The organism is Erwinia sp. HDF1-3R (assembly GCF_039621855.1).
Taxonomy (GTDB): Bacteria; Pseudomonadota; Gammaproteobacteria; order Enterobacterales; family Enterobacteriaceae; genus Erwinia.
In genome coordinates this window covers 3,561,710-3,582,487 of the sequence record NZ_CP155071.1, presented here as the reverse complement: position 1 = coordinate 3,582,487, position 20,778 = coordinate 3,561,710, and the positions used below count along the sequence as shown (strand labels likewise).

Sequence of the window (20,778 nt, the reverse complement as noted above, 5' to 3'; positions counted from 1 at the left end):
TGAAAATAAATTACAGTGGTACGATAAATTAACTTTTTTGTCATCACTGGTAGAATGTTATCGTGCGGCCAGAGACCGATTTAGCGCCGCTGTAAAATAAAGAGAGCGTCAGGAGGGAGTAAAAAAGTTTATTGCCGAAGTCAGCGAAGCGTGAAATGGGGTAACCTCCGGGATGGGTGTTACCCTCTTTTGTAGCCGCCCCTGCAATGTAACAACGTATTCAATTATTAGCAGAGTGTCTGTTTCATCAGAAACGATACCCCATTCCAACGTTTACACCATTAACTGAACGTTTTTGCGCTTCAACGCTCGTGCGTGAACCTTCATAGCCCGCATTAATGGTAACGTGCTCCGTTACATTAAAAATAACGCCGGCGCCGTAGGCGAAGGCATTAGACCTGTCGGAAAAGTTGATGCGTTCCGGATGTCCATAGTAGTCATAATCACGGGCGTTGCGCTCCATCGTACTGTGCGACATACCTGCCAGTGCATACAGGCTGATATAATCATTAAGACGCCAGGCCGGGCCGACCATCAAAGAATAATATTCCGCTTTAACATGATCGCTGGTTTTGATACCCATGAAGTTGCCTGAATCATCCTCGTCATTTTGTAACGCGGTAAACGAGGTGAGTAAACTCACCGGCGAGTCCCACTCATAGCGGTATTGTAGGTTAATGCCGGGCATATTCTTGAAGTTCTGCACTTTACTCTGAGCGTAACCAACCGAAATGCTGTGGCTATCTGCCACGGCGGTTGCACTCATAATAAGCCCGGCAATAAGGACGGTCAGCGCTGTCGTTTTTTTCATGCTTTCCACCATGAGTTATAAATAGAGGGGCATTAATCATGGCTACGCATCTTACCATCCGTAATTAAACGACATGTATATCACCGACATAAACGCCGTATTAATTTGTGATATTATCACTGAATTGATTATTTAATCATGAGGGTAATTTTATCCTGCCTGTGAGCGCAATTAATCAGCCATTGAAATTCTGACGAAACAATCACGGTGGCTATCCGCGCAGCGCTCAATGCTTATGAGCGCTGATACTGGCGGAAACGCTGCTGGAGCATTCGCAGCTGATCGATACGCGCGTCATAGCGCGCCTGTTTAAGACTGCCCAGCGGTACGGCGGCGCTGGCACTGCTGAGGCTGCGAATAGCCTGATCCAACTGGCCGTTTAGCGCCATGCTTTCCGCACGTGCAGCCTGCTCTTCGTCCGTCAGCCCCTGATCGGCACAGGCCTGCGCCAGCAGATCCCAGCCGTTAGGGTCGTCCTTATGCGCCCAGGTATAGCGATAGAGGATTTTGCTGGCTGCGGCGGGCTGTTTTGCTTCCACATAGGCGTTAGCCAGGTTGAGCTGAACCACCGGGTTGCTGCTGGCTGCATGTGCCGCCTGCAGCATCGCGATGGCCCGCTGCGGCTGCTTCAGGCCGATATCAATGTCGGTCATAATATCCAGATACCAGACGTTATCCGGCTGTTTTGCCAGCAGCGGGGCAATAATTTTCTGCGCGTTATCGAAGCTTTTGGCCTGCAAAAACTGCACCGCCTTGCCATAGCGTGCTGCCGTCTGCTCCCGGCTGTTGCCCTTGCTTAACGTGTCCAGCAGGTCGTCGCTGAGCTGATTACCGCCCCGTGAATACATGCCCAGCGTACGTACTTTAGCCATGTAAAAATCCTCGGAAGACTGAACCACCACCGGTTTCATCTGATTTGCCCGGTTGCGCGTATCGGTAAGCCGGCTGTCGGGTAGCGGGTGGGTCAGCAGAATTTCCGGGGGTTTAGTCGAAAAACGCGAGCGATCGGCCAGCTTTTGCAAAAAGTCCGGCATCGCTTCGGGATCGAATCCTGCGCGTTGCAGTACCTGGATCCCGATCCGATCGGCCTCCTGCTCATTCTGCTGGGTGAAGCTGATCATTCCCTGCTGCGATCCCGCCAGCGTGCCGCTGAGCGCCGCCATGCCTGCCTGCGGGCTGGCCATCGCCAGCAGAATAGATCCCAGCGCGCCCACCCAGGTCAGGGGAGCGTCACGCCGCTGCTGCTCCATTGCCCGCGCCAGATGGCGCTGGGTGACGTGGGAAATTTCATGCGCCATCACCGAGGCCAGCTGGCTCTCGTTGTCGGTGTAGCGAAAGAGGGCAGAGTGCAGCACCACGTTGCCGCCAAAAAAGGCGAAGGCGTTTATTTCATCGTTATCGACCAGAAAGAAGTGAAACGGGGTTTTCACCGACCAGGCGTGGGCAACCAGCCGCTGTCCCAGCTGATTAATGTAATCATTCAGCAGCGGGTCATTGATCAAAGGCGTACTGCCGCGCAGCTGGCGAACGTAGAAATCGCCCATCGCCAGCTCCTGGTTAATCGACAGCGTACTGCCCGCCGTGGTCCCGATTTCTGGCAGATTGTCGCTGATGTCGGCTGACGCAGGAACAGCGGTGGCTGAGAGTGATAACAGTAACGACGCAATCGCGCATTGTTTAAAACGGTTTAGCATCCTGAATCTCATCGCAATGAAGATCGGCGTGGCCGGAAACGGATAGCATGCTTTGCGGCGACCATCCGGCAATCGTGACATCAATCTATAGTAAATGAAGGTGAAACGAGAAGGAAACGGCCAGCAGGAACAATAAAGTAAGCAAAATGTTCAAAAGGCCCTTTTTTGCATGGAAAAATTTGAACAGGATGAGGCAGGCGGGCGTCGGATGCCGCCTGTGTCCCAGGCGCTAGCCTGTCACCCTCGGTAGGCCAGGGGTATCATCATCCCGACAGGGTAATTTAGCAAGTGTAAAGAGGGGAGAAAATGCGGGGTACGCGCGCGACGAAATTAAAGTTAGGTAAATTTATTCAATTAATTTGATGATGGCATGAAGTTTGATTAGGTAAAGTCTGAAAAGCTTTCGCCGGACAGGTCTTTGCTGGCATCAAAATGTTAAGTAAATCTACTGATTATTTTGCTGAGTCTTAAATTTATCGATCCAGCACGTTATTATAAAAAAAGGAAAACAGATCCGTTTATTTCCATTCTACCCTTCTCAGTTCACTGATATTCGCGAAGTCATTACCTGAGTCCGATACCTGCGCTCATTTTACAGGCGGGACGGCTATTTTTAATGTCTGCGCTGAAACTAGTTATTTTATAAGTAATGAAGACGCATCAGGTGTTTCATCCTGTAACCAGCGGCAAATTCGCAGAATAAACCACTGCAAACATTCCGTTATTGCTGTGGTATATCTCTTTTACGGCAGAGGTTTTGCGAATTCCTGCTTATTTTATTTATCAGCCGTTTGGCTCCTTGTCCTGAGTGGAGAGCATTTCATGCGTCCAGTAGTATCCTATGTTTTAATCGCCGTCGTTGCGGGTTTTGTTGGTGCCAGTTTTTCTCAGGCGCCTGAAATAGCGTCGAAAATTAGCGAGCGCTTTAGCAGCGAGCCAGCCGATCCCGCCGGATTCTGGACCACGCCGACGGTCGATGGGTATGGGAAAATTCATTACGAATCTGACGCGGCGTATAAACCTGCGGTGGGTGACAGCAATAAGGTCGTTTTTCAAATCACCAAAGCTGAAAATGGCCCTAACGATCCGAACCTGGGGCTGCAACGCGTTGCGCGCGTGGTCAATCTCTATGTCGCTTCCGGCGTGCCGACGGACAAGCTGAAGTTTGTGGTGTCGGTCACCGGAGACGGTACCCCCGCGATGCTGAATAACGCGCACTACAAAAAGATGTTCGGTATTGATAACCCAAATCTCAAGCTAATTAGCGAGCTGCGGGCCAGCGGCGTTGACGTATCCGTATGCGACCAGTCCGTTGCGTTCCACCACTTCCAGCGCGACTGGATCGATAAATCTGTCACCCACGCGCTCTCCAGCCCGACGACCGTTTCCACGCTGGAAAACCAGGGTTACGCTTTCCTCGCCATGTAATCTCGCGGTCTCACTCTCTCCGGCGGGTCACCGACCCGCCTCGTTCCCTCTGACATAGCTGCCGCACTATAAACGAACCTGCAAAACAGGGAAGTTTATTGCCGTGGTAAAGCTTTCAAATATTCCCAAAAAGCACGAAACCTGTACAATCAGCGCCGTGCTTTACCAGGGCATAACGCAAATTCCAGACAAACGCGCACAGATAATAATAAGGCGCTTGATATGAAACGTCTCGTTGAGGTGGGTCTATGTTGAGGCTGAGTCGGCCAAAAACGGACCTGCGTACGCTTATTACGCTTTTAGCCATCACCAGCATCGTCATTACGCTGGCCAATTCGCTGTATGCCACCTGGCGCGTACAGCGAGAAGTGCTGATCAATAATACGCTGGAGTCTAACCGCGTTTACGCCACCAAGCTGGCCTCCACGACCGAAATGTTCTTTCAGCTGGCCCAGTCGCAGCTTGCCTATAGTGCAAAAATACTGGGCGCGGAAAAGGAGAGCGACGCGGTGCTTCAGCATGAGGTCGAGCGCCTTCGGCAGCAGACTAACAGCTTTAACTCCGTGGCAATCGTCGATGCCAGCGGCTGGGTCCGGGCCATCTCACCGGAGTCGCTGATGCTGAAGGGTATGCATCTGAAAACGGCGGCCACCGAGCAGGCGCTTTCAGAGCGCAGGCCCCTGATATCACGCCCGAGCATTTCGGCGGCCAATAATCTGATGGTCTTCGTCTCCTGGCCGATCCGGGCGAAAAATGGACGCTACCTCGGCTTTGTCGGCGGCACTATTTACCTGAAGAAAAAAAGCATTCTCAATGCGCTATTGGGTGAGCAATTTTACCGTGACGGATCGTCGCTGTATGTGGTCGATGATGATAACCGCGTGTTGTATCATCAGAATGGCAGGCTTATCGGGCAGAAAATCCCACCGTTAATCAGCGATTCGCAGCAAAAAGCCAACGGGAACGGTTCCGGTCAGGTTACCCCACCTGGCGGTACGCCGATGCTGGCCGGTTACGCGACCGTGCCGACTGCGGGCTGGACTATCGTCGCGATGAAACCGACGCAGGCCACGCTCGCGCCACTCAGCAGCCTGCTGCTGAAAGTGTTGCAGCATTCGGTACCCTTTGCCTTACTGACGCTGGTGTGTGCCTGGATTCTGGCGCGGCTGATCGCCCTGCCTTTATGGCAGCTCGCGCGCAAGGCCAGCCAGATGGATGCGCAGGGCGTATCCGGCGAGATCAAAGATATTCGCTCCTGGTACTATGAAGCCTCGCAGATTAAACGTGCCTTACTCGCCGGTATCGGCATGCTGCAGGAAAAAATTGGCCGCCTGAAATTTGAAGTGCAAACCGATCCCCTGACGTCCTTGCTCAACCGCCGTGGCCTGAATGCGGTACTGGAGTATTTTCTCGCCACGCGCCAGCCTTTTGCGGTACTGGCTTTAGATATAGATAATTTCAAGCGGGTTAATGATACCTGGGGTCACGACGTGGGTGATGACGTGATCAGAACGGTGGCCCGGCAGCTGGTTAGCAGCTCAAGGCAGACCGATGTTATTTGTCGCAGCGGCGGCGAGGAGTTCTTAATGATCCTGCCCGGGACCGATCGCGAAATGGCGGCGGCCATTGCCGAACGCGTACGGCAGAAAAATGAGCAGCAGAGGCTGGAAACCGTTGGCAGCATCTCCATTTCGATTGGGGTGGCGCTATGGTCAGCTGACGATATGCCGATGGAGAGAACGTTTAAGCAGGCGGATGACGCGCTCTATCAGGCAAAAAATGCCGGGCGCAACTGCGTGATAATCAGCCAAACCTGCGGGATGGCTGCGCCATAAGCGCCGCTGTCCTGCCACGCGACAGCGGCAGCCCGTTTCAGGTACACTCCCGCCACTTTTAGTACGCAAGGATTTACGCCATGCTCGACCTGTTAATACAGTGGTATCGCCGCCGTTTCAGCGATCCCCAGGCTATCGCGCTGCTGGCGATTTTGATTGCCGCCTTCTGCATTTTGTTTTTCTTTAACGGCCTGCTGGCACCGCTGCTGGTGGCGCTGGTGGTGGCCTATCTGCTTGAGTGGCCGACCGTGCGCCTGGAACGTATGGGTTGTTCACGCACCTGGGCGGCCAGCATCGTGCTGGTAATTTTTGCCTCGATCCTGCTGGTGCTGGTACTGATCGTTGCACCGGTGGCCTGGCAGCAGGGCATTAACCTGGCCCACGAGCTGCCCACGATGCTGACCGGGCTGTACCGTTTTGCCACCCGCCTGCCGGAGCGTTTTCCTACGCTAATGGACGTCGGCATTGTTGATATCGTGGTGGAGAACCTGCGCAGCCGGCTTAGCGGGATGGGCGATCAGCTGGTGAAATATTCACTTGCCTCGCTGGTCGGGTTGATGACCCTGGCGATTTATCTGGTGCTGGTGCCGCTGATGGTTTTCTTTCTGCTAAAGGATAAAGCGCAGATGCTGGCCGCCATCGGTCGTGTCCTGCCGCGCAATCGCGGGCTGGCGGGGCAGGTATGGGTAGAGATGAACCAGCAGGTATCAAACTATATTCGTGGCAAGGTACTGGAGATGGTGGTGGTCGGGATCGCCACCTGGATTGGTTTCCTGGCTATTGGCATGAACTATGCCCTGCTGCTGGCGGTGCTGGTGGGGTTCTCCGTATTAATCCCCTACGTGGGGGCGCTTGCCGTTACCCTTCCGGTGATTGGCGTGGGCCTGGCGCAGTGGGGGCTGAGCGGGGATTTCTGGACCATGATCATCGTCTACCTGATTATTCAGGCGCTGGACGGCAATATTCTGGTACCCGTGCTGTTTTCGGAAGCGGTCAACCTTCACCCGCTGGTGATTATCCTCTCCGTGGTGATTTTTGGCGGACTGTGGGGATTCTGGGGCGTCTTCTTCGCCATCCCGCTGGCTACGCTGGTTAAGGCGGTCGTCCACGCCTGGCCTGAAGAGCATCATCATGAGAAGCGGCGATTGCCGTAGCAGCATTAAGCGCGATGTGAAAAGCAGTGTCTGCCGTCGCTGCCATTACAGATTACGTGCGATTGCCGTAGCAGTAATTGATCGTGGCAGAAGGGCGAAGCGTTTCGCCCTTCTGATTTACCCTCTGCGTCCGGCGATGAGCGCGCCCTTCAACAGGTCAGACTGCTTTCAGGTAGTCCATCACGATATCGTGATGATTAGCGGTCTTAAAATCATCAAACACTTTCTCAACCCTGCCGTCGGTACCGATCAGAAAGCTGATACGGTGGATCCCGTCGTAGGTTTTACCCATAAAGGTTTTTTCGCCCCAGATGCCAAACTGTTCGCAAACCTCGTGATGCTCATCGGAAAGCAGGGTGAAATTCAGCAGCTCTTTTTCAACAAAACGCGACAGCTTTTCAGGTTTATCGGTGCTGATCCCTAACACGTCGACGCCCGCTTTTTTCAGCTCGTCCATACTGTCTCGCAGGCCACACGCCTGGACAGTACAGCCCGGCGTCATCGCTTTGGGATAGAAATAAACCAAAACGCGCTGCCCCTGGAAGTCGGTCAAATTTACCTGTTCGCCATCCTGATCGGGCAAGCTAAATTTCGGCGCAAGGTCACCGGCTTTCAGTGGATTCATCGTTACTCTCCATTTTCTCTTCGTGCTGTGGATATTTGACCACGCTAATAGTGCCCTGCGCATCCAGTTCTGTACATAGCTTGTTAAAAGCCTGCTCAATGAATGTGGCATCCTGATGAGCCGGGCTATGTGCCGTCAGCTGAATGTAGAGCAGGGGAGGCTGATTCTCCTCCGCTGGCTGCGTGCGCGAGACCAGCTCAGCAATGTTCATCTGATGGGAATAGAACAGATCGGTGAAGCGTTCAATAATGTGAGCGGAATCGATCACCTCAACCTGCACCCAAACCGTGGTGGGCATCGGTGGTCGTGCGCGAAACGTCGTGCGTTTCATCACGATCAGCAGCTCAAGTTCGGCCCCTTTCAGCGGCAGCGTTGACTCAATCAGCGTGATCGCGTTCCAGCTGCCGGAGAGCAGCATAATAAAGGTGAATTCTTCACCCAGCATGGCCAGGCGGCTGTCTTCGATATTGCAGCCGCAGCTGCTAACATGGCGGGTAATAGTGTTTACTATTCCCGGTCGGTCAACGCCAACGGCGGTAATAGCCAGATGATGAAGCTGAGACTGCGGCAAAATGATGCTTCCTGTCCGTCTTGATAATTAGCAATTGTGATAACAGTAAGGTAAACATAAAAAATACCCTCTGCCAAGGGGCCTGGCGGCTTGTCTGCTTGCTTTTCAATAGCGGTCAAACGTACCATGAAGCACTTGTTTATGGAGGGGATGGCTAATGTTTACGGGAAGTATTGTTGCACTCGTTACGCCGATGGATGATAAAGGGCATGTCTGCCGCGCGAGTCTGAAAAAACTGATTGATTATCACGTCGCCAGCGGAACCTCGGCAATTGTTTCGGTGGGGACCACCGGTGAATCCGCCACGCTCAGCCATGAAGAACATGGCGATGTCGTGATGATGACGCTGGAACTGGCCGATGGGCGTATTCCGGTGATCGCCGGAACCGGTGCTAATGCCACGGCAGAGGGCATATCACTAACGAAACGTTTCGAGAACAGCGGCGTGGTTGGCTGCCTGACCGTCACCCCCTACTACAATCGTCCCACTCAGGAAGGGCTTTATCAGCATTTCAAAGCCATTGCTGAAAGCACCGATCTGCCGCAGATGCTCTACAACGTTCCTTCCCGTACCGGCTGTGACATGCTGCCCGAAACCGTGGGTCGACTGGCGAAAATCAAAAATATTATCGGAATCAAGGAAGCGACCGGGAACTTATCGCGGGTTAGTCAGATCCAAGAGCTGGTTGAAGATGATTTCGTCCTTGTCAGCGGCGATGATGTTACCGCCCTCGATTTTATGCAGTTAGGCGGGCAGGGCGTTATCTCCGTTACGGCAAATATTGCCGCTCGTGAAATGGCTGCACTGTGCGAACTCGCAAAAGCGGGTAATTTTAAAGAAGCGCGACGCCTTAATCAGCGACTGATGCATCTGCACCAGAAGCTATTTATTGAGCCTAATCCTGTTCCGGTCAAATGGGCAGCGAAAAAGTTAGGATTAATTGCAACCGACACGTTGCGTCTACCGATGACGCCGATGACTGATGCCGGTCGTCCGGTTGTTGAGCAGGCGCTGAAAAACGCGGGTCTGCTTTAAATTTATGGAGAAGTAATGGCTTACTCAGTACAAAAAACTTTGGTCGCAAAAGTCGTTGGCCTGTCACTGGTCATGCTGCTGGCAGCCTGCTCAAGCGATCAGCGTTATAAGCGCCAGGTCAGCGGTGATGAATCCTATCTGAAAGCGGCGGATATCAGCGATCTGCACGCTCCGGCCGGAATGATCCTTCCGTTGCAAAACGGTGACTACGACATCCCGTCGGTCAGCAGTAAAGGCGCAGTCGGTAAGGCCCTGGACATTCGGCCACCGGCGCAGCCTCTGGCGCTGATTAACGGCGCGCGCACCCAGTTTGCCGGTAACTCCGGCGTGCTGATGCTGGATAACACCCGCAGCGGTGCGCTGTGGCCACAGGTGGTTGATGTGGTACAGGCCCGGAACTACCCGATTGCCAGCCGCACCGACGCCAGCCAGACGCTGACGACCGACTGGGTTCAGTGGAACCGTGCGGATGAAGACCATCAGTACCGTGGCCGCTACCAGATCAGCGTACAGCAGCAGGGCTACCAGCAGGCGTTAACCGTTAAGCTGCTTGAGCTGCAGCAGGAAAACAAAGGCGTCAACTCGCCGGTTCAGCAGCAGCGCTACACCGCGCAGATGCTGAATGAGCTGAGCATGGGGCTGGATAAAATCGAAACCCTGCGCGATGATGCCGCCGCAAAACGCAGCACTACGCAGATCGACGTTCAGAGCGGGGCTGACGATACCGGCCTGCCTGACCTTATCGTCCGTGCACCGTTCAATACCGTCTGGGAACGTCTGCCCGCCGCGCTTGAGCGCGTTGGCATGAAGGTAACCGACAAAAATCACTCTCAGGGCAGCCTGAAAGTGACCTACAAAACGCCTGACAGCGAGACCTGGGACCAGCTGGGCGCGAAAGATCCGGGCCTGACCAGTGGCGACTATAAGCTACAGGTCGGCGATCTGGATAACCGCAGCAGCCTGCAGTTCCTCGATCCGAAAGGGCATACGCTGACCCAGTCGCAAAATGATGCGCTGGTCCCGGTCTTCCAGGCCGCGTTTAGCAAGTAAAAGCATCAGGCCGGATACGTCCGGCCTTTTTTATTTGCGGCTGCGTAAACGATTGCTTCGATTTTTTCGCCGCAGATAATAGAATAGTGACCGGTAATTTCTGTTCAATCCCGAATTAACGCCTGGAGTTATACAAGATGAAAAAACTGGCTGAGTTGTATCGCGGCAAAGCGAAGACCGTCTACAGCACCGAAAACCCGGATCTGTTGGTTCTCGAATTCCGCAACGATACGTCAGCACTGGACGGTGAACGTATTGAGCAGTTTGACCGTAAAGGGATGATTAACAATAAATTTAATTATTTCATTATGAGCAAATTGCAGGAAGCCGGGATCCCAACCCAGATGGAAGCGCTGCTTTCAGACAATGAAGCGCTGGTAAGAAAGCTGGATATGGTGCCGGTAGAGTGCGTAATGCGTAACCGTGCGGCAGGCTCGCTGGTTAAACGTATGGGCGTGGAAGAAGGGCTGGTCCTCAACCCACCGCTGTTCGATCTGTTTCTGAAAGACGATGCGAAGCACGATCCGATGGTGAATGAGTCCTACTGCGAAACCTTCGGCTGGGTGAATAAAGAGAACCTCGCGCGCATGCGTGAGCTGACCTACCGCGCCAATGAGGTGCTGAGCAAACTCTTTGCGGATGCCGGTCTGATCCTCGTGGACTTTAAGCTGGAGTTTGGCCTGTTCAAAGGTGAAGTCGTACTGGGGGATGAGTTCTCACCGGACGGCGCGCGCCTGTGGGATAAAGAGACGCTGAACAAAATGGACAAAGATCGCTACCGTCAAAGCCTCGGTGGTTTGATCGAGGCGTACGAAGAAGTCGCTAACCGCCTTGGCGTGAAGCTGGACTGACAGCAGTCGCCAGAAGTGGGGGCTGAATCTGGACTGACAGCAGTCGTCAGAAGTCGGGGCTAAATCTGGACTGACAGCAGTCGCCAGAAGTCCCGACTAAAGCTGAACTGACAGCAGTCGTCTGTCATCCGCGCAGCGCCATATTCCGCAGTGCGCGGCAGCGGTTAGCCTCCGGACTGGTGTTCGCCCGCTCTCCCGACTAAAATCACTGCACCCGCCGCTGGGCGATAATAACAAGGGGTAGTGTATGCGTTGGCAAGGGCGTCGTGAGAGCGATAATGTAGAAGATCGCCGTGATGATCAACCCGCCTCAATGGGCGGAGGCCGGATGCGTATCCCCCGTGGGAAAGGGGGCATTATTCTGCTGGTCATCGTGATGATCGCGGGCTATTACGGTTATGATTTAACGCCACTGCTGAGTGGCGGCTCAACCACTGTTTCTCAGCCTGCGCAGCAGCAGCAGCAGCGTTCTGCTCCCCAACAGGATGAAGCGGCTAAGTTCACCTCGGTTATCCTGGCGACGACCGAAGATACCTGGCAGAAAATCTTCCAGCAGATGGGAAAAACCTATACGCCTCCGAAGCTGGTGATGTATCGCGGCGCCACGCGTACCGGCTGCGGTACCGGACAGTCGGTGATGGGGCCGTTTTATTGCCCCAACGACGGCACGGTCTATATCGATCTCTCCTTTTATGACGAGATGAAAAACAAACTCGGTGCCGATGGCGATTTTGCTCAGGGCTACGTAATTGCGCATGAGGTCGGGCATCATGTGCAGCGGCTGCTGGGTATTGAACCAAAGGTTCGCCAGATGCAGCAGGGTGCCAGCCAGAAGCAGGTAAATCAGCTGTCGGTAAAAATGGAGCTACAGGCCGACTGCTTTGCGGGCGTATGGGGACACTATATGCAGCAGGAAAAGGTGCTGGAACCGGGCGATTTGCAGGAGGCGCTTAACGCGGCCGAAGCGATTGGCGACGATCGCCTGCAACAGCAGAGTCAGGGGCGCGTGGTGCCGGACAGCTTTACCCATGGCACCTCACAGCAGCGCTACAGCTGGTTTAAAAAAGGTTATGACAGCGGCGACCAGGGGCAGTGCAATACCTTTGCGCATTAATCCATGACTGACCGCCTGATGCAGGAAACGCATTGCCAGCTGCCGCCTCAGAAATCTGGTGCGCCTGAACAGCCTGGTGGCGCATTAGGGCAAGCTGCTGGCCTCCCCCAGCAGGATGAAGCCTTGCCGATGAAAACTGACGGTTTAACGCAGCAGACCGAAGGTTTACAGCGGCAAACTGTGGCACTCAGGTGCCAGGGTAAGCGCCGGCTGCTGGTGCTAAGCGGTACGTCGGCGTGGGCAGAGGCACAGGCAGGGGAGTGGATCAATGCGCTTCCCGGCGACTGGCTGTGGCTGGGAGATAAGCCGCAAAGCCCACTGCACTGCGCTTTTCCTGCGCTGCGCACGCTGCTAGGGCGCGAATTTCTTCACGCGGTTTTCGATGCGCGCCAGGGTTTTCACGCCGAGGCGCTGGCGGTGCTCGCCGGGACGCTCAAGGCCGGAAGCTGGCTGCTGATGCTGGTGCCGCCCTGGCAGAGCTGGGCGGCGCTACCGGATAACGATTCGCTGCGCTGGAGTGAACGTGATTTACCTGTCGCCACGCCAAACTTTATCCGGCGGCTACAGGGGTTGATTGAGCAGGATAAGGACGTTGCACTGATCGCTCAACCAAATCAGCCTTCACCGATGCCGATGCCGATGCCGATGCCGATGCCGATGCCGATGCCGTTGCCGTTGGCGTTGCCGGTGCTGCATCCTGACTTGCCCGGGGATCCTGACTGGCCGTGGGCTGCGACGCCATCTCAATCCTCATCCTTTTCTCCCGTTCCCACAGAATCTGACTGGCAGCCGAAGCATATGCTACAGCAGCAGAGGCTGTTGAACCGGCTGCTATCCAGCGACCCGGGGATTTTTGTGCTGATTGCCCCCCGGGGCAGGGGGAAGTCGGCGCTGGCGGGCCAGCTTGCCGCGCGCTGGCCCGGACGTTGCCTGGTCACGGCTCCGGGAAAAGTATCAACCGCCGTGCTGGAGCAGTTCGCGGGCGAACAATTTGCGTTTATCGCACCGGACCGCCTGCTGGAAACGCCTCCAGATCACCTTCCGGCAGGCATCGACTGGCTGCTGATCGATGAGGCGGCTGCCATCCCCACGCCGCTTCTTACCCGGCTGGTCAGGCTTTACCCACGCGTATTACTGACTACTACGCTTCAGGGTTACGAGGGAACGGGGCGCGGTTTTTTACTGAAGTTCTGTGCCACCCTGCCGGATGCCACTCTGCTGACGCTGGACGAGCCGCTGCGCTGGGCCGCCGACGATCCGCTCGAGCGCTTTACCGGAGATGCGCTGCTGTTCGCAGATCTCATACCCGAGCCTGGGGCAGGCGACGTTCGCTATATTTTTCCCGAACAGGCTGACTGGCAGCACAACCCTTCTCAGCTCTCGGCCATTTATCAGCTGCTGGCGAGCGCGCACTATCGCACGTCCCCGCTGGATCTGCGGCGGATGATGGACGCACCGGGGATGCATTTTAGCGCTGCGATGCAGGGCGAGCAGGTACAGGGGGCGCTGTGGCTGACGGATGAGGGCGGGCTGTCGGAGACGCTATCGAACGCCGTCTGGGCTGGCTTTCGCCGCCCGCGTGGTAATCTTGTTGCGCAGTCGCTTGCGGCCCATGCTGGCTTTGCAGAGGCAGCGCAGATGCGCTCGCGTCGCATCAGCCGCATTGCCATCGCTCCCGCACTGCGTCGCCAGGGCGTGGGGCGGGAAATGGTGCTGCGCACCCTGGACAAATCCGCCCAGCTCGATTTTCTCTCGGTCAGTTTTGGCTTTACCGAATCGCTGTGGGCATTCTGGCGCGCGTGTGGCTTCTCTCTGGTACGACTGGGCAGTCAAAAGGAGGCCAGCAGCGGCTGTTATAGCGCAATGGCGATGCTGCCGGTTAGCGATCGGGGTAAAACGCTATGCACCCGCGCAGTACAGCGGCTGGTGTGCGACTGGCCATGGCTGAAAAAAAGGATTGATCTACCCGGCCTCGACTTTCCGGTCGTAGCCGATCGGCGACTGAATGACGATGACTGGTATGAGCTGGCTGGCTTTGCGTGGGCACAGCGTCCGCTCGAGGCCTGCGTAGGATCGCTTGGGCGTCTGCTGCACCACAGCGTGTTCGATCTGGCATTACTGCACGGGGCGGTAGAGGAGGGTGTGGAAGCCGCTATACTCTGTGAACGGTACGGGCTGAGCGGGCGCAAAGCGCTACTGACCGGCTGGCGCCTGGAGGCGCAGCAGGCCCTGGAAGCGCTGGATGCGCCGCGCAGTCAGTGGCTGAAAGCGACGATGACAGCGATACGCGACGGCGCCAGCGGTGTTTCCACAGCCTAAGCGGTTGAGCCTGCTATCTTTTAAGCCCGGCCCTATTTCTTCTTCGGCCAGTCATCACCATCGTCCCACTTATCGTTAAAATCACGGTGCGGGGGAAGATCGGGCTTATTATCCAGATATTTTTTGGGATCGATGCGCTTGAGGTCTTTGTAGACGTTCATCAGTATGCCTACCATCACCACGATGACCAGAACCCACCAGTACTCTTTTAATAGTTCCATATCTACTCCTTTAAGCGATTAACTGTTCCATAATGCGCTGATACATCCTGCTCAGCAGTTGCAGATCCGACGCCTTAACGCACTCATTGATTTTATGAATGGTGGCGTTAACCGGCCCCAGCTCGACCACCTGCGCGCCCATCCGGGCAATAAAGCGGCCATCCGACGTGCCGCCTGTGGTCAGCAGCTGCGGCTTAATTTCATTATAGTGCGCAACCGCGTTCACCACCGCGCTCACCAGATCCCCGGTTGGCGTCAGGAACGGCTGGCCGGAGACCTTCCACTCCAGGCTGTAGCGTAGCTGATGGCTTTCCAGCAGCGCCTCTACGCGCTGTTTGATCTGCTCATCGGTCAGCTCAGTGCTGAAGCGGAAGTTGAACTGTACGAAACATTCGCCTGGAATAACGTTATTGCTGCCGGTCCCGGCCTGCACGTTAGCAATTTGCATGCTGGTGGGCGGGAAAAACTCATTGCCCCGATCCCACTCAATGGCCACCAGTTCATTTAGCGCGGGCAGCACGCGGTGAACCGGGTTATCGGCCAGATGAGGATAAGCAACATGTCCCTGAACGCCGTGGATAGTCAGATTGGCGGTCATTGAGCCGCGGCGACCATTTTTCACGACGTCTCCGACAACTTCGGTGCTGGATGGCTCTCCGACCAGACAGTAGTCCAGCCGTTCCTGACGGGCCATCAGCGCCTCGACCACTTTTACCGTGCCGTACGTGGCGCTGGCTTCTTCATCTGAAGTGATCAGAAAGGCCAGCCTGCCTTTGTGGTCAGGGAAAGCCCTGACGAAGCGCTCAGCCGCGACAATCATCGCCGCCAGCGAACCTTTCATATCTGCCGCGCCACGACCGTAAAGCATGCCGTCACGAATCGTCGGCTCAAAGGGTGGGTTGATCCAGCGGTTGCCGTCTCCGGGAGGAACCACATCGGTGTGACCGGCAAACGCCAGCGTCTCGCCTTGCCCACGCCAGGCCCAGAAATTTAGCGTATCGCCAAAGGGCATCAGTTCAATGGTGAAACCCATCGCCCGCAGGCGTTCGATCATAATGGCCTGGCAGCCAGCATCATCCGGGCTGAGGGAGGGGCGTCGAATAAGCTGCTGCGTCAGCGCAATGACCGGACAAAACATAATTACGGCTTCTCCTGGATAAACGGCGTGTAGGTGCTTTCACTGAAACCCAGCAGCATAGAGCCGTCTGCGCCGCAGAGCAACGGGCGTTTGATCGTGGCAGGCTGTTCGACCATCAGCGCCAGGGCACTTTCGGCATTATTTACTGCGTTGCGCTGTTCGTCGCTCAGTTTACGCCAGGTGGTGCCGCGCGTATTTAGCAGCGCCTCCCAGCCCAGCGTAGCAATAAATTTTTGCACCAGGGCCGCATCCACGCCGTCTGCGCGGTAGTCATGGAACTTAAACGCCACGCCCTGTGCCTCAAGGTATTTACGCGCTTTTCGGATTGTGTCGCAGTTTTTAATGCCATACATTGTAAGCATAACGGTTCCCTTCTTTTTTCTGTGGGTTTCTATACTATTCAAGACTGTTCAGGCGGTTAGTCTACATCGGATGCGCCTGCATGGCAGCAGGGAAGGCGGGGATACCATTAAAGCAGCAGACTCAGCAACGGAGGGACAATATGAACTATATGAAAGCGTCTTCTGCCCATACGGTAGAAGAGACCCAGTCTACGATCGTGATTATTCGTAAGCAGCCGAGCCGCTGCGAAGAGTTTAACCATATTGTTGAGGCCGTGCTGGCCGAGCATCCCGACGCAAAGACGCATATCGACAGCGAAAGCGGTGGTTACGATAAGGTAATCGTACTGAAATAGCGTCCGGCACAACGGCATAGCGCCATGGCTATATGCCTGAACGATGCAATCATCACATCATTTCGTTCAGGGGCTCAGTGCGCGCCTGGGCATGAGGTAAAGGAGCGGCTCAGGCTTCCTGAATGCGGGCTTTGATAAACCCCTTTTCCTCCAGCCGCAGTAGCGCCTCACCCTGCGCATAGATCATGCCGGTCGTCAGTTCGGCGAAGCCCAGGCGCTGATAGAAGCTAATTTTTTCCGGCATTGAATAGATAAAGACCTTGCCGCAGGGTGTCAGGGTTTCCATTATTGCTGCCATAAGCTGACCACCGTACCCTTTCCCCTGATAATCCACATCAATAATGACGTCCGAGAGGTAAGAGGCCCAGGTCATATCGCTTATCGCGTGTGCGGTAGCCATGAGAACACCATCAACATAGCCGAACCAGACAAATGAAGAATGTTGATACGCACGTTGTAGCGTTCGGGGATCACGGTGGCTCAGCCCCGCCCGCTCGATCAATGCTGCAAGCTGGTGCCAGTCGACATCAGCCATCCCGCTTTCCCTTACCAGAACCATTGGATTCATCTGCTCTCCTAAACTCATCTGCTAATTACAGTTTTGATAAGCGTTGCCGATAGCAGTAAGTGAGTGAAAGTGTTTTTATAAAATTAGGAATATTCTTATAATAAAGCCATCTTAACGCGGGGGTGTAGCATGATTGATGTCGAGCTGGGGAACTGGAAAGAATTTATAGAAGCGATGCTGGCGCGTTAATTTCGCGCAATCTGCATCCGGGATAAGGAAATAGCGGTGACACTTTTCTGCGTACCTGAACCCAATGCAAGGCAGCGACAGGCTAATCCTCGCCATCTTAGGTGGCTGGTTTTAGCCCTGTCGCTGCCTTTTTTATTGGGTCGTATTATCTGTCCTGCTCGCCTGCGGGTTTCGCGCTGGCCGGAAAGCGCTGGCGAACCAGTACAAAAAACAGGGGGACAAAGAAAATCGCCAGTACCGTTGCCGAGATCATTCCACCCATTACGCCGGTGCCAACCGCATGCTGGCTGCCTGATCCAGCGCCATTACTGATAGCCATGGGGAGCACGCCGAAAATAAAGGCCAGCGAGGTCATCAGGATGGGGCGCAGACGCTGCCGGGCTGCTTCCAGCGTTGATTCCAGCAGAGCACGGCCCTGACTGTTGATATCATTCGCAAATTCAACAATCAGAATGGCGTTCTTCGCCGACAGGCCGATAACCGTTAACAGTCCGACCTGGAAATAGACGTCGTTTTCCAAACCGCGTAGCCAGGTGGCTACCAGCGCACCAATTACGCCCAGCGGCACCACTAACATGACGGAAAACGGAATGGACCAGCTTTCATAAAGCGCCGCCAGGCAAAGGAACACTACCAGCAGCGAAATAGCATAGAGCGCCGGGGCCTGAGAATCGGTCATTCGCTCCTGTAATGAGGCACCCGTCCATTGCAGGCCAATCCCGCCGGGCAGCTGGCTGACCAGCTGTTGCATGATGTCCATCGCAGTACCGGTACTCACGCCGGGGGCTGATTCTCCCACAATTTCCAGCGACGCGTAGCCATTGTACCGTTCCAGCCGGGGCGAGCCTGTTTCCCAGGCGGTGGTGGCGAAAGCGCTAAACGGCACCATGCCGCCGCTGCTGTTGCGCACGTACCATTTACCAATATCGTCCGGCAGCATGCGATAGGGGGCGGCAGCCTGAACATAAACTTTTTTCACCCGGCCCCGATCCAGGAAGTCATTAACATAGGTGGAGCCCCAGCCGGTTTCTAGCGTATTGTTAATATCGTCAAGCGATATGCCCAGCGCCTGCGCCTTATGCTGATCGATATCTATCCGCAGCTGGGGGGTGTCATCCAGACCATTGTGACGCACACGCGCCAGCGCGGGGTTGGCATCCGCTTTTGCCAGCAGCAGATCGCGCGCCCTCATCAACGCGTCGTGTCCTACGCCCGCATGATCCTGCAGCTCCATATCAAATCCCGCGGCGCTACCCATACCCGTGATGGCTGGCGGGCTGCTGGCAATAACCCGGCCCTCTTTGATACTGCGGAAGGCGTTTGTCGCCCGCTCAATAATGGCAAATGAGGTATTACTGCCACCGGGACGATCCTGCCAGTCCTTCAGCCGTACGAACATGCGCGCGACGTTTTGCCCATTACCGCCCGGACCCGCGCCGATGGTTGAAAATACTGATACAACATTGTTTTTTTCCTGCGTCAGATAGTACTTTTCGACCTTATCAACGACCCTGTTAGTCTCCTGTAGTGTCGAGCCCGGCGGCAGCTGTATCTGCGTGGTAAAGATGCCCCTGTCCTCCAGCGGCAGAAACGACGTGGGTAAATGCACAAAGAGCAGCGCCATGCTGGCGATAATCACCATGTACAGCAGCAGCCAGCGGCCCGCCTTCGCGAGAATTTTCCCTACACCGCGCTCATAGCGTTCGGCATTGCGGTTGAACATCCGGTTAAACCAGCCGAAGAACCCCCGGCGACCGTGATGATGGCCTTTTTCCAGCGGCTTAAGCAGCGTGGCGCACAGGGCTGGCGTCAGGATCATTGCCACCAGCACCGACAGCACCATCGCGGAGACGATAGTGACTGAAAACTGACGATAGATAGCGCCTGTCGTACCGCCAAAAAAAGCCATGGGAATAAATACCGCCGACAGCACCAGCGCGATGCCAACCAGCGCCCCCTGGATCTGCCCCATTGATTTACGCGTTGCCTCACGAGGGGCAAGCCCCTCTTCGCTCATTATTCGCTCGACGTTTTCAACCACCACGATTGCATCGTCGACCAGCAGCCCAATCGCCAGCACCATGGCAAACATAGTCAGCGTGTTGATACTGAATCCACAGGCTGAGAGGATGGCAAAGGTGCCGAGCAGCACAACCGGCACCGCCAGCGTAGGGATTAAGGTCGCGCGAAGGTTTTGCAGAAACAGGTACATCACCACAAAGACCAGCAGCACAGCTTCGATAAGGGTTTTCACCACATCTTCAATGGACGCCGTTACAAACGGCGTAGTCTCATAGGCGACTTTCGCCTCAAGGCCATGGGGGAAATAGTGGGACAGCTCGTCGATACGGGCCCGTACCCGCTTATCAGTGTCTAACTCATTGGCCCCGGAGGCCAGTTTGATCCCCAGCCCTGAGGCCTGCTGGCCATTATACTGGCTAAGGAGATCGTAATTTTCAGCTCCCAGCCCGACCTCGGCCACATCGCCCAGCCTGACCTCCGATCCATCCGGATTGACGCGCAGGGTGATATTTTTGAACTGTTCGGGGGTGGTCAGCAGCGACTGCGAGTTAATGGTGGCATTAAGCGCCTGTCGGTCAACCGAGGGCAGCCCACCCAGCTGGCCCACCGCCACCTGACTGTTCTGCGACTTTATAGCGTTGACGATATCGGAGGTGGTCAGCGCGTAGTTAATCATCTTATTGGGATCGAGCCAGATGCGCATAGCATACTGCGATCCATAGGTATCCACTTCACCCACGCCGTCAATGCGGCTCAGCGGCTCCTGAAGGTTACTGGCCACGTAGTCGGCAATATCCTGTTTCTTCATGCTGCCGTCCGTAGAGACGAATGCCACCATCAGGATATTAGTGTCGCCCGTCTTGGTCACCGTCACGCCCTGCGACTGAACCGCCTGTGGCAGCTTGCGTAGTGCGCTCTGCAACTGGTTCTGCACCTGCTGGCGCGCCTCGTCGGGATTGGTGCCTGCGGTGAACGTCAGCTGGATGGTCGCCTGACCGGTGTTGCTACTCTGGGAAGACATATACATCAGGTTGTCGATCCCGGTCATATTTTGCTCAATCACCTGCGTGACGGTGTTTTCCAGCGTTTTCGCTGAGGCGCCAGGATAGTTCGCCGTAATGCGTACATTGGGCGGAGCCAGCTGTGGATATTGTTCAACGGGAAGGGAAAAGATTGCCAGTGTGCCGGTCAGGCAAAGCAAAATCGCTATCACCCAGGCAAAGATTGGGCGATCGATAAAAAAATTCGCCATTAACGGGCGCTCCAGGCTAATTGATTGGGATAGGTATTGCATTCATCCTGTCCGCTGGCGGCCATCGCTGAAATCCATTTAGCGGCGTTTTTTTATTATGCTGTTCGCTGCCGCCTGACCCGGTTTAACTCTACTCGTCAGGCGGTGAAGAATCGTGGAGAAATTTAGGAGAAAGTGTAAATTAGCGTGCCACCGCTTATCAG

Annotated in this window: 18 protein-coding genes; 9 read left to right on the top strand and 9 right to left on the bottom strand. The window is 55.1% G+C overall.

What is annotated here, in order from left to right; all coding sequences use genetic code 11:
- Positions 1–247: 247 nt before the first annotated feature.
- Together AAGR22_RS16225 and AAGR22_RS16220 are read right to left on the bottom strand one after the other, a co-directional pair.
- A complete protein-coding gene (locus tag AAGR22_RS16225; RefSeq protein WP_345828534.1) occupies positions 248–811 on the bottom strand; it encodes an Ail/Lom family outer membrane beta-barrel protein in 564 nt (187 codons plus the stop codon).
- 233 nt (positions 812–1,044) lie between these two features.
- Positions 1,045–2,505, bottom strand: coding sequence for a M48 family metallopeptidase (locus tag AAGR22_RS16220; protein WP_345828533.1), 1,461 nt, complete (start codon positions 2,503–2,505; stop codon positions 1,045–1,047).
- 822 nt (positions 2,506–3,327) lie between these two features.
- Here AAGR22_RS16220 and AAGR22_RS16215 point away from each other — a divergent pair.
- The 3 genes from AAGR22_RS16215 to AAGR22_RS16205 all read left to right on the top strand — a co-directional run bounded on the left by AAGR22_RS16215 (position 3,328) and on the right by AAGR22_RS16205 (position 6,922).
- Positions 3,328–3,933 (top strand): DsrE family protein, encoded by a 606-nt coding sequence (locus tag AAGR22_RS16215; protein WP_067708090.1) that lies wholly within the window; start codon positions 3,328–3,330, stop codon positions 3,931–3,933.
- A gap of 248 nt (positions 3,934–4,181) precedes the next feature.
- Positions 4,182–5,768 (top strand): sensor domain-containing diguanylate cyclase, encoded by a 1,587-nt coding sequence (locus AAGR22_RS16210; protein WP_345828532.1) that lies wholly within the window; start codon positions 4,182–4,184, stop codon positions 5,766–5,768.
- Positions 5,769–5,848: 80 nt separating this feature from the next.
- Positions 5,849–6,922, top strand: coding sequence for an AI-2E family transporter (locus tag AAGR22_RS16205; RefSeq protein ID WP_067708096.1), 1,074 nt, complete (start codon positions 5,849–5,851; stop codon positions 6,920–6,922).
- A gap of 157 nt (positions 6,923–7,079) precedes the next feature.
- On the opposite strand, the gene bcp is transcribed toward AAGR22_RS16205, so the two are convergent.
- Together bcp and AAGR22_RS16195 are read right to left on the bottom strand one after the other, a co-directional pair.
- Entirely contained in the window at positions 7,080–7,547 is a 468-nt protein-coding gene (gene bcp / locus AAGR22_RS16200; protein ID WP_067708099.1) for a thioredoxin-dependent thiol peroxidase, read from the bottom strand.
- On the bottom strand, positions 7,525–8,118 hold the full coding sequence (locus AAGR22_RS16195) for a glycine cleavage system transcriptional repressor (RefSeq protein ID WP_067708102.1): 594 nt from the start codon (positions 8,116–8,118) through the stop codon (positions 7,525–7,527). The genes bcp and AAGR22_RS16195 overlap by 23 nt, the downstream gene beginning before the upstream one ends.
- Before the next feature lie 157 nt (positions 8,119–8,275).
- Between AAGR22_RS16195 and dapA the strand changes: the two genes are divergently transcribed.
- The 5 genes from dapA (at position 8,276) to AAGR22_RS16170 (ending at position 14,488) form a co-directional block, all read left to right on the top strand.
- Positions 8,276–9,154 (top strand): 4-hydroxy-tetrahydrodipicolinate synthase, encoded by an 879-nt coding sequence (gene dapA / locus AAGR22_RS16190; RefSeq protein WP_067708106.1) that lies wholly within the window; start codon positions 8,276–8,278, stop codon positions 9,152–9,154.
- Positions 9,155–9,169: 15 nt separating this feature from the next.
- Positions 9,170–10,204: an outer membrane protein assembly factor BamC gene (gene bamC / locus AAGR22_RS16185; RefSeq protein ID WP_067708110.1), complete on the top strand. Its 1,035-nt coding sequence runs from the start codon at positions 9,170–9,172 to the stop codon at positions 10,202–10,204.
- 137 nt (positions 10,205–10,341) lie between these two features.
- Positions 10,342–11,055: a phosphoribosylaminoimidazolesuccinocarboxamide synthase gene (gene purC / locus AAGR22_RS16180; RefSeq protein ID WP_345828528.1), complete on the top strand. Its 714-nt coding sequence runs from the start codon at positions 10,342–10,344 to the stop codon at positions 11,053–11,055.
- A gap of 247 nt (positions 11,056–11,302) precedes the next feature.
- Positions 11,303–12,169, top strand: a complete 867-nt coding sequence (locus AAGR22_RS16175) for a neutral zinc metallopeptidase (RefSeq protein ID WP_345828527.1) — start codon at positions 11,303–11,305, stop codon at positions 12,167–12,169.
- A gap of 129 nt (positions 12,170–12,298) precedes the next feature.
- The gene (locus tag AAGR22_RS16170) at positions 12,299–14,488 is read left to right on the top strand and encodes a GNAT family N-acetyltransferase (protein WP_345828526.1); all 2,190 of its coding nucleotides are present in this window, start codon (positions 12,299–12,301) and stop codon (positions 14,486–14,488) included.
- 32 nt (positions 14,489–14,520) lie between these two features.
- Here AAGR22_RS16170 and AAGR22_RS16165 read toward each other — a convergent pair whose 3' ends face one another.
- Genes AAGR22_RS16165 through AAGR22_RS16155 form a run of 3 tightly spaced genes read right to left on the bottom strand, consistent with a single transcriptional unit; the run spans position 14,521 to position 16,209 of the window.
- Positions 14,521–14,709 carry a YpfN family protein gene (locus AAGR22_RS16165; protein ID WP_067708119.1) on the bottom strand — a complete coding sequence of 63 codons (189 nt, stop codon included), beginning with the start codon at positions 14,707–14,709 and terminating at the stop codon, positions 14,521–14,523.
- A gap of 10 nt (positions 14,710–14,719) precedes the next feature.
- Entirely contained in the window at positions 14,720–15,847 is a 1,128-nt protein-coding gene (gene dapE, locus AAGR22_RS16160; protein WP_067708122.1) for a succinyl-diaminopimelate desuccinylase, read from the bottom strand.
- A 2-nt stretch (positions 15,848–15,849) separates the two neighbouring features.
- Positions 15,850–16,209 (bottom strand): ArsC family reductase, encoded by a 360-nt coding sequence (locus AAGR22_RS16155; protein ID WP_345828524.1) that lies wholly within the window; start codon positions 16,207–16,209, stop codon positions 15,850–15,852.
- A gap of 140 nt (positions 16,210–16,349) precedes the next feature.
- Between AAGR22_RS16155 and AAGR22_RS16150 the strand changes: the two genes are divergently transcribed.
- Positions 16,350–16,544: a hypothetical protein gene (locus tag AAGR22_RS16150; protein ID WP_067708128.1), complete on the top strand. Its 195-nt coding sequence runs from the start codon at positions 16,350–16,352 to the stop codon at positions 16,542–16,544.
- Between the two features lie 109 nt (positions 16,545–16,653).
- Here AAGR22_RS16150 and AAGR22_RS16145 read toward each other — a convergent pair whose 3' ends face one another.
- A complete protein-coding gene (locus tag AAGR22_RS16145) occupies positions 16,654–17,103 on the bottom strand; it encodes a GNAT family N-acetyltransferase (protein ID WP_345831616.1) in 450 nt (149 codons plus the stop codon).
- A 343-nt stretch (positions 17,104–17,446) separates the two neighbouring features.
- The gene (gene acrD, locus AAGR22_RS16140) at positions 17,447–20,575 is read right to left on the bottom strand and encodes a multidrug efflux RND transporter permease AcrD (protein ID WP_345828521.1); all 3,129 of its coding nucleotides are present in this window, start codon (positions 20,573–20,575) and stop codon (positions 17,447–17,449) included.
- Between the last annotated feature and the right edge of the window lie 203 nt (positions 20,576–20,778).

What these genes read in the sequence shown, in the direction of transcription:
- AAGR22_RS16225 (WP_345828534.1), bottom strand. Translation starts at nt 811, where the DNA reads ATGAAAAAAACGACAGCGCTGACCGTCCTTATTGCCGGGCTTATTATG.
- AAGR22_RS16220 (WP_345828533.1), bottom strand. Translation starts at nt 2,505, where the DNA reads ATGCTAAACCGTTTTAAACAATGCGCGATTGCGTCGTTACTGTTATCA.
- AAGR22_RS16215 (WP_067708090.1), top strand. Translation starts at nt 3,328, where the DNA reads ATGCGTCCAGTAGTATCCTATGTTTTAATCGCCGTCGTTGCGGGTTTT.
- AAGR22_RS16210 (WP_345828532.1), top strand. Translation starts at nt 4,182, where the DNA reads ATGTTGAGGCTGAGTCGGCCAAAAACGGACCTGCGTACGCTTATTACG.
- AAGR22_RS16205 (WP_067708096.1), top strand. Translation starts at nt 5,849, where the DNA reads ATGCTCGACCTGTTAATACAGTGGTATCGCCGCCGTTTCAGCGATCCC.
- bcp (WP_067708099.1), bottom strand. Translation starts at nt 7,547, where the DNA reads ATGAATCCACTGAAAGCCGGTGACCTTGCGCCGAAATTTAGCTTGCCC.
- dapA (WP_067708106.1), top strand. Translation starts at nt 8,276, where the DNA reads ATGTTTACGGGAAGTATTGTTGCACTCGTTACGCCGATGGATGATAAA.
- bamC (WP_067708110.1), top strand. Translation starts at nt 9,170, where the DNA reads ATGGCTTACTCAGTACAAAAAACTTTGGTCGCAAAAGTCGTTGGCCTG.
- purC (WP_345828528.1), top strand. Translation starts at nt 10,342, where the DNA reads ATGAAAAAACTGGCTGAGTTGTATCGCGGCAAAGCGAAGACCGTCTAC.
- AAGR22_RS16175 (WP_345828527.1), top strand. Translation starts at nt 11,303, where the DNA reads ATGCGTTGGCAAGGGCGTCGTGAGAGCGATAATGTAGAAGATCGCCGT.
- AAGR22_RS16170 (WP_345828526.1), top strand. Translation starts at nt 12,299, where the DNA reads ATGAAAACTGACGGTTTAACGCAGCAGACCGAAGGTTTACAGCGGCAA.
- AAGR22_RS16165 (WP_067708119.1), bottom strand. Translation starts at nt 14,709, where the DNA reads ATGGAACTATTAAAAGAGTACTGGTGGGTTCTGGTCATCGTGGTGATG.
- dapE (WP_067708122.1), bottom strand. Translation starts at nt 15,847, where the DNA reads ATGTTTTGTCCGGTCATTGCGCTGACGCAGCAGCTTATTCGACGCCCC.
- AAGR22_RS16155 (WP_345828524.1), bottom strand. Translation starts at nt 16,209, where the DNA reads ATGCTTACAATGTATGGCATTAAAAACTGCGACACAATCCGAAAAGCG.
- AAGR22_RS16150 (WP_067708128.1), top strand. Translation starts at nt 16,350, where the DNA reads ATGAACTATATGAAAGCGTCTTCTGCCCATACGGTAGAAGAGACCCAG.
- AAGR22_RS16145 (WP_345831616.1), bottom strand. Translation starts at nt 17,103, where the DNA reads ATGGTTCTGGTAAGGGAAAGCGGGATGGCTGATGTCGACTGGCACCAG.
- acrD (WP_345828521.1), bottom strand. Translation starts at nt 20,575, where the DNA reads ATGGCGAATTTTTTTATCGATCGCCCAATCTTTGCCTGGGTGATAGCG.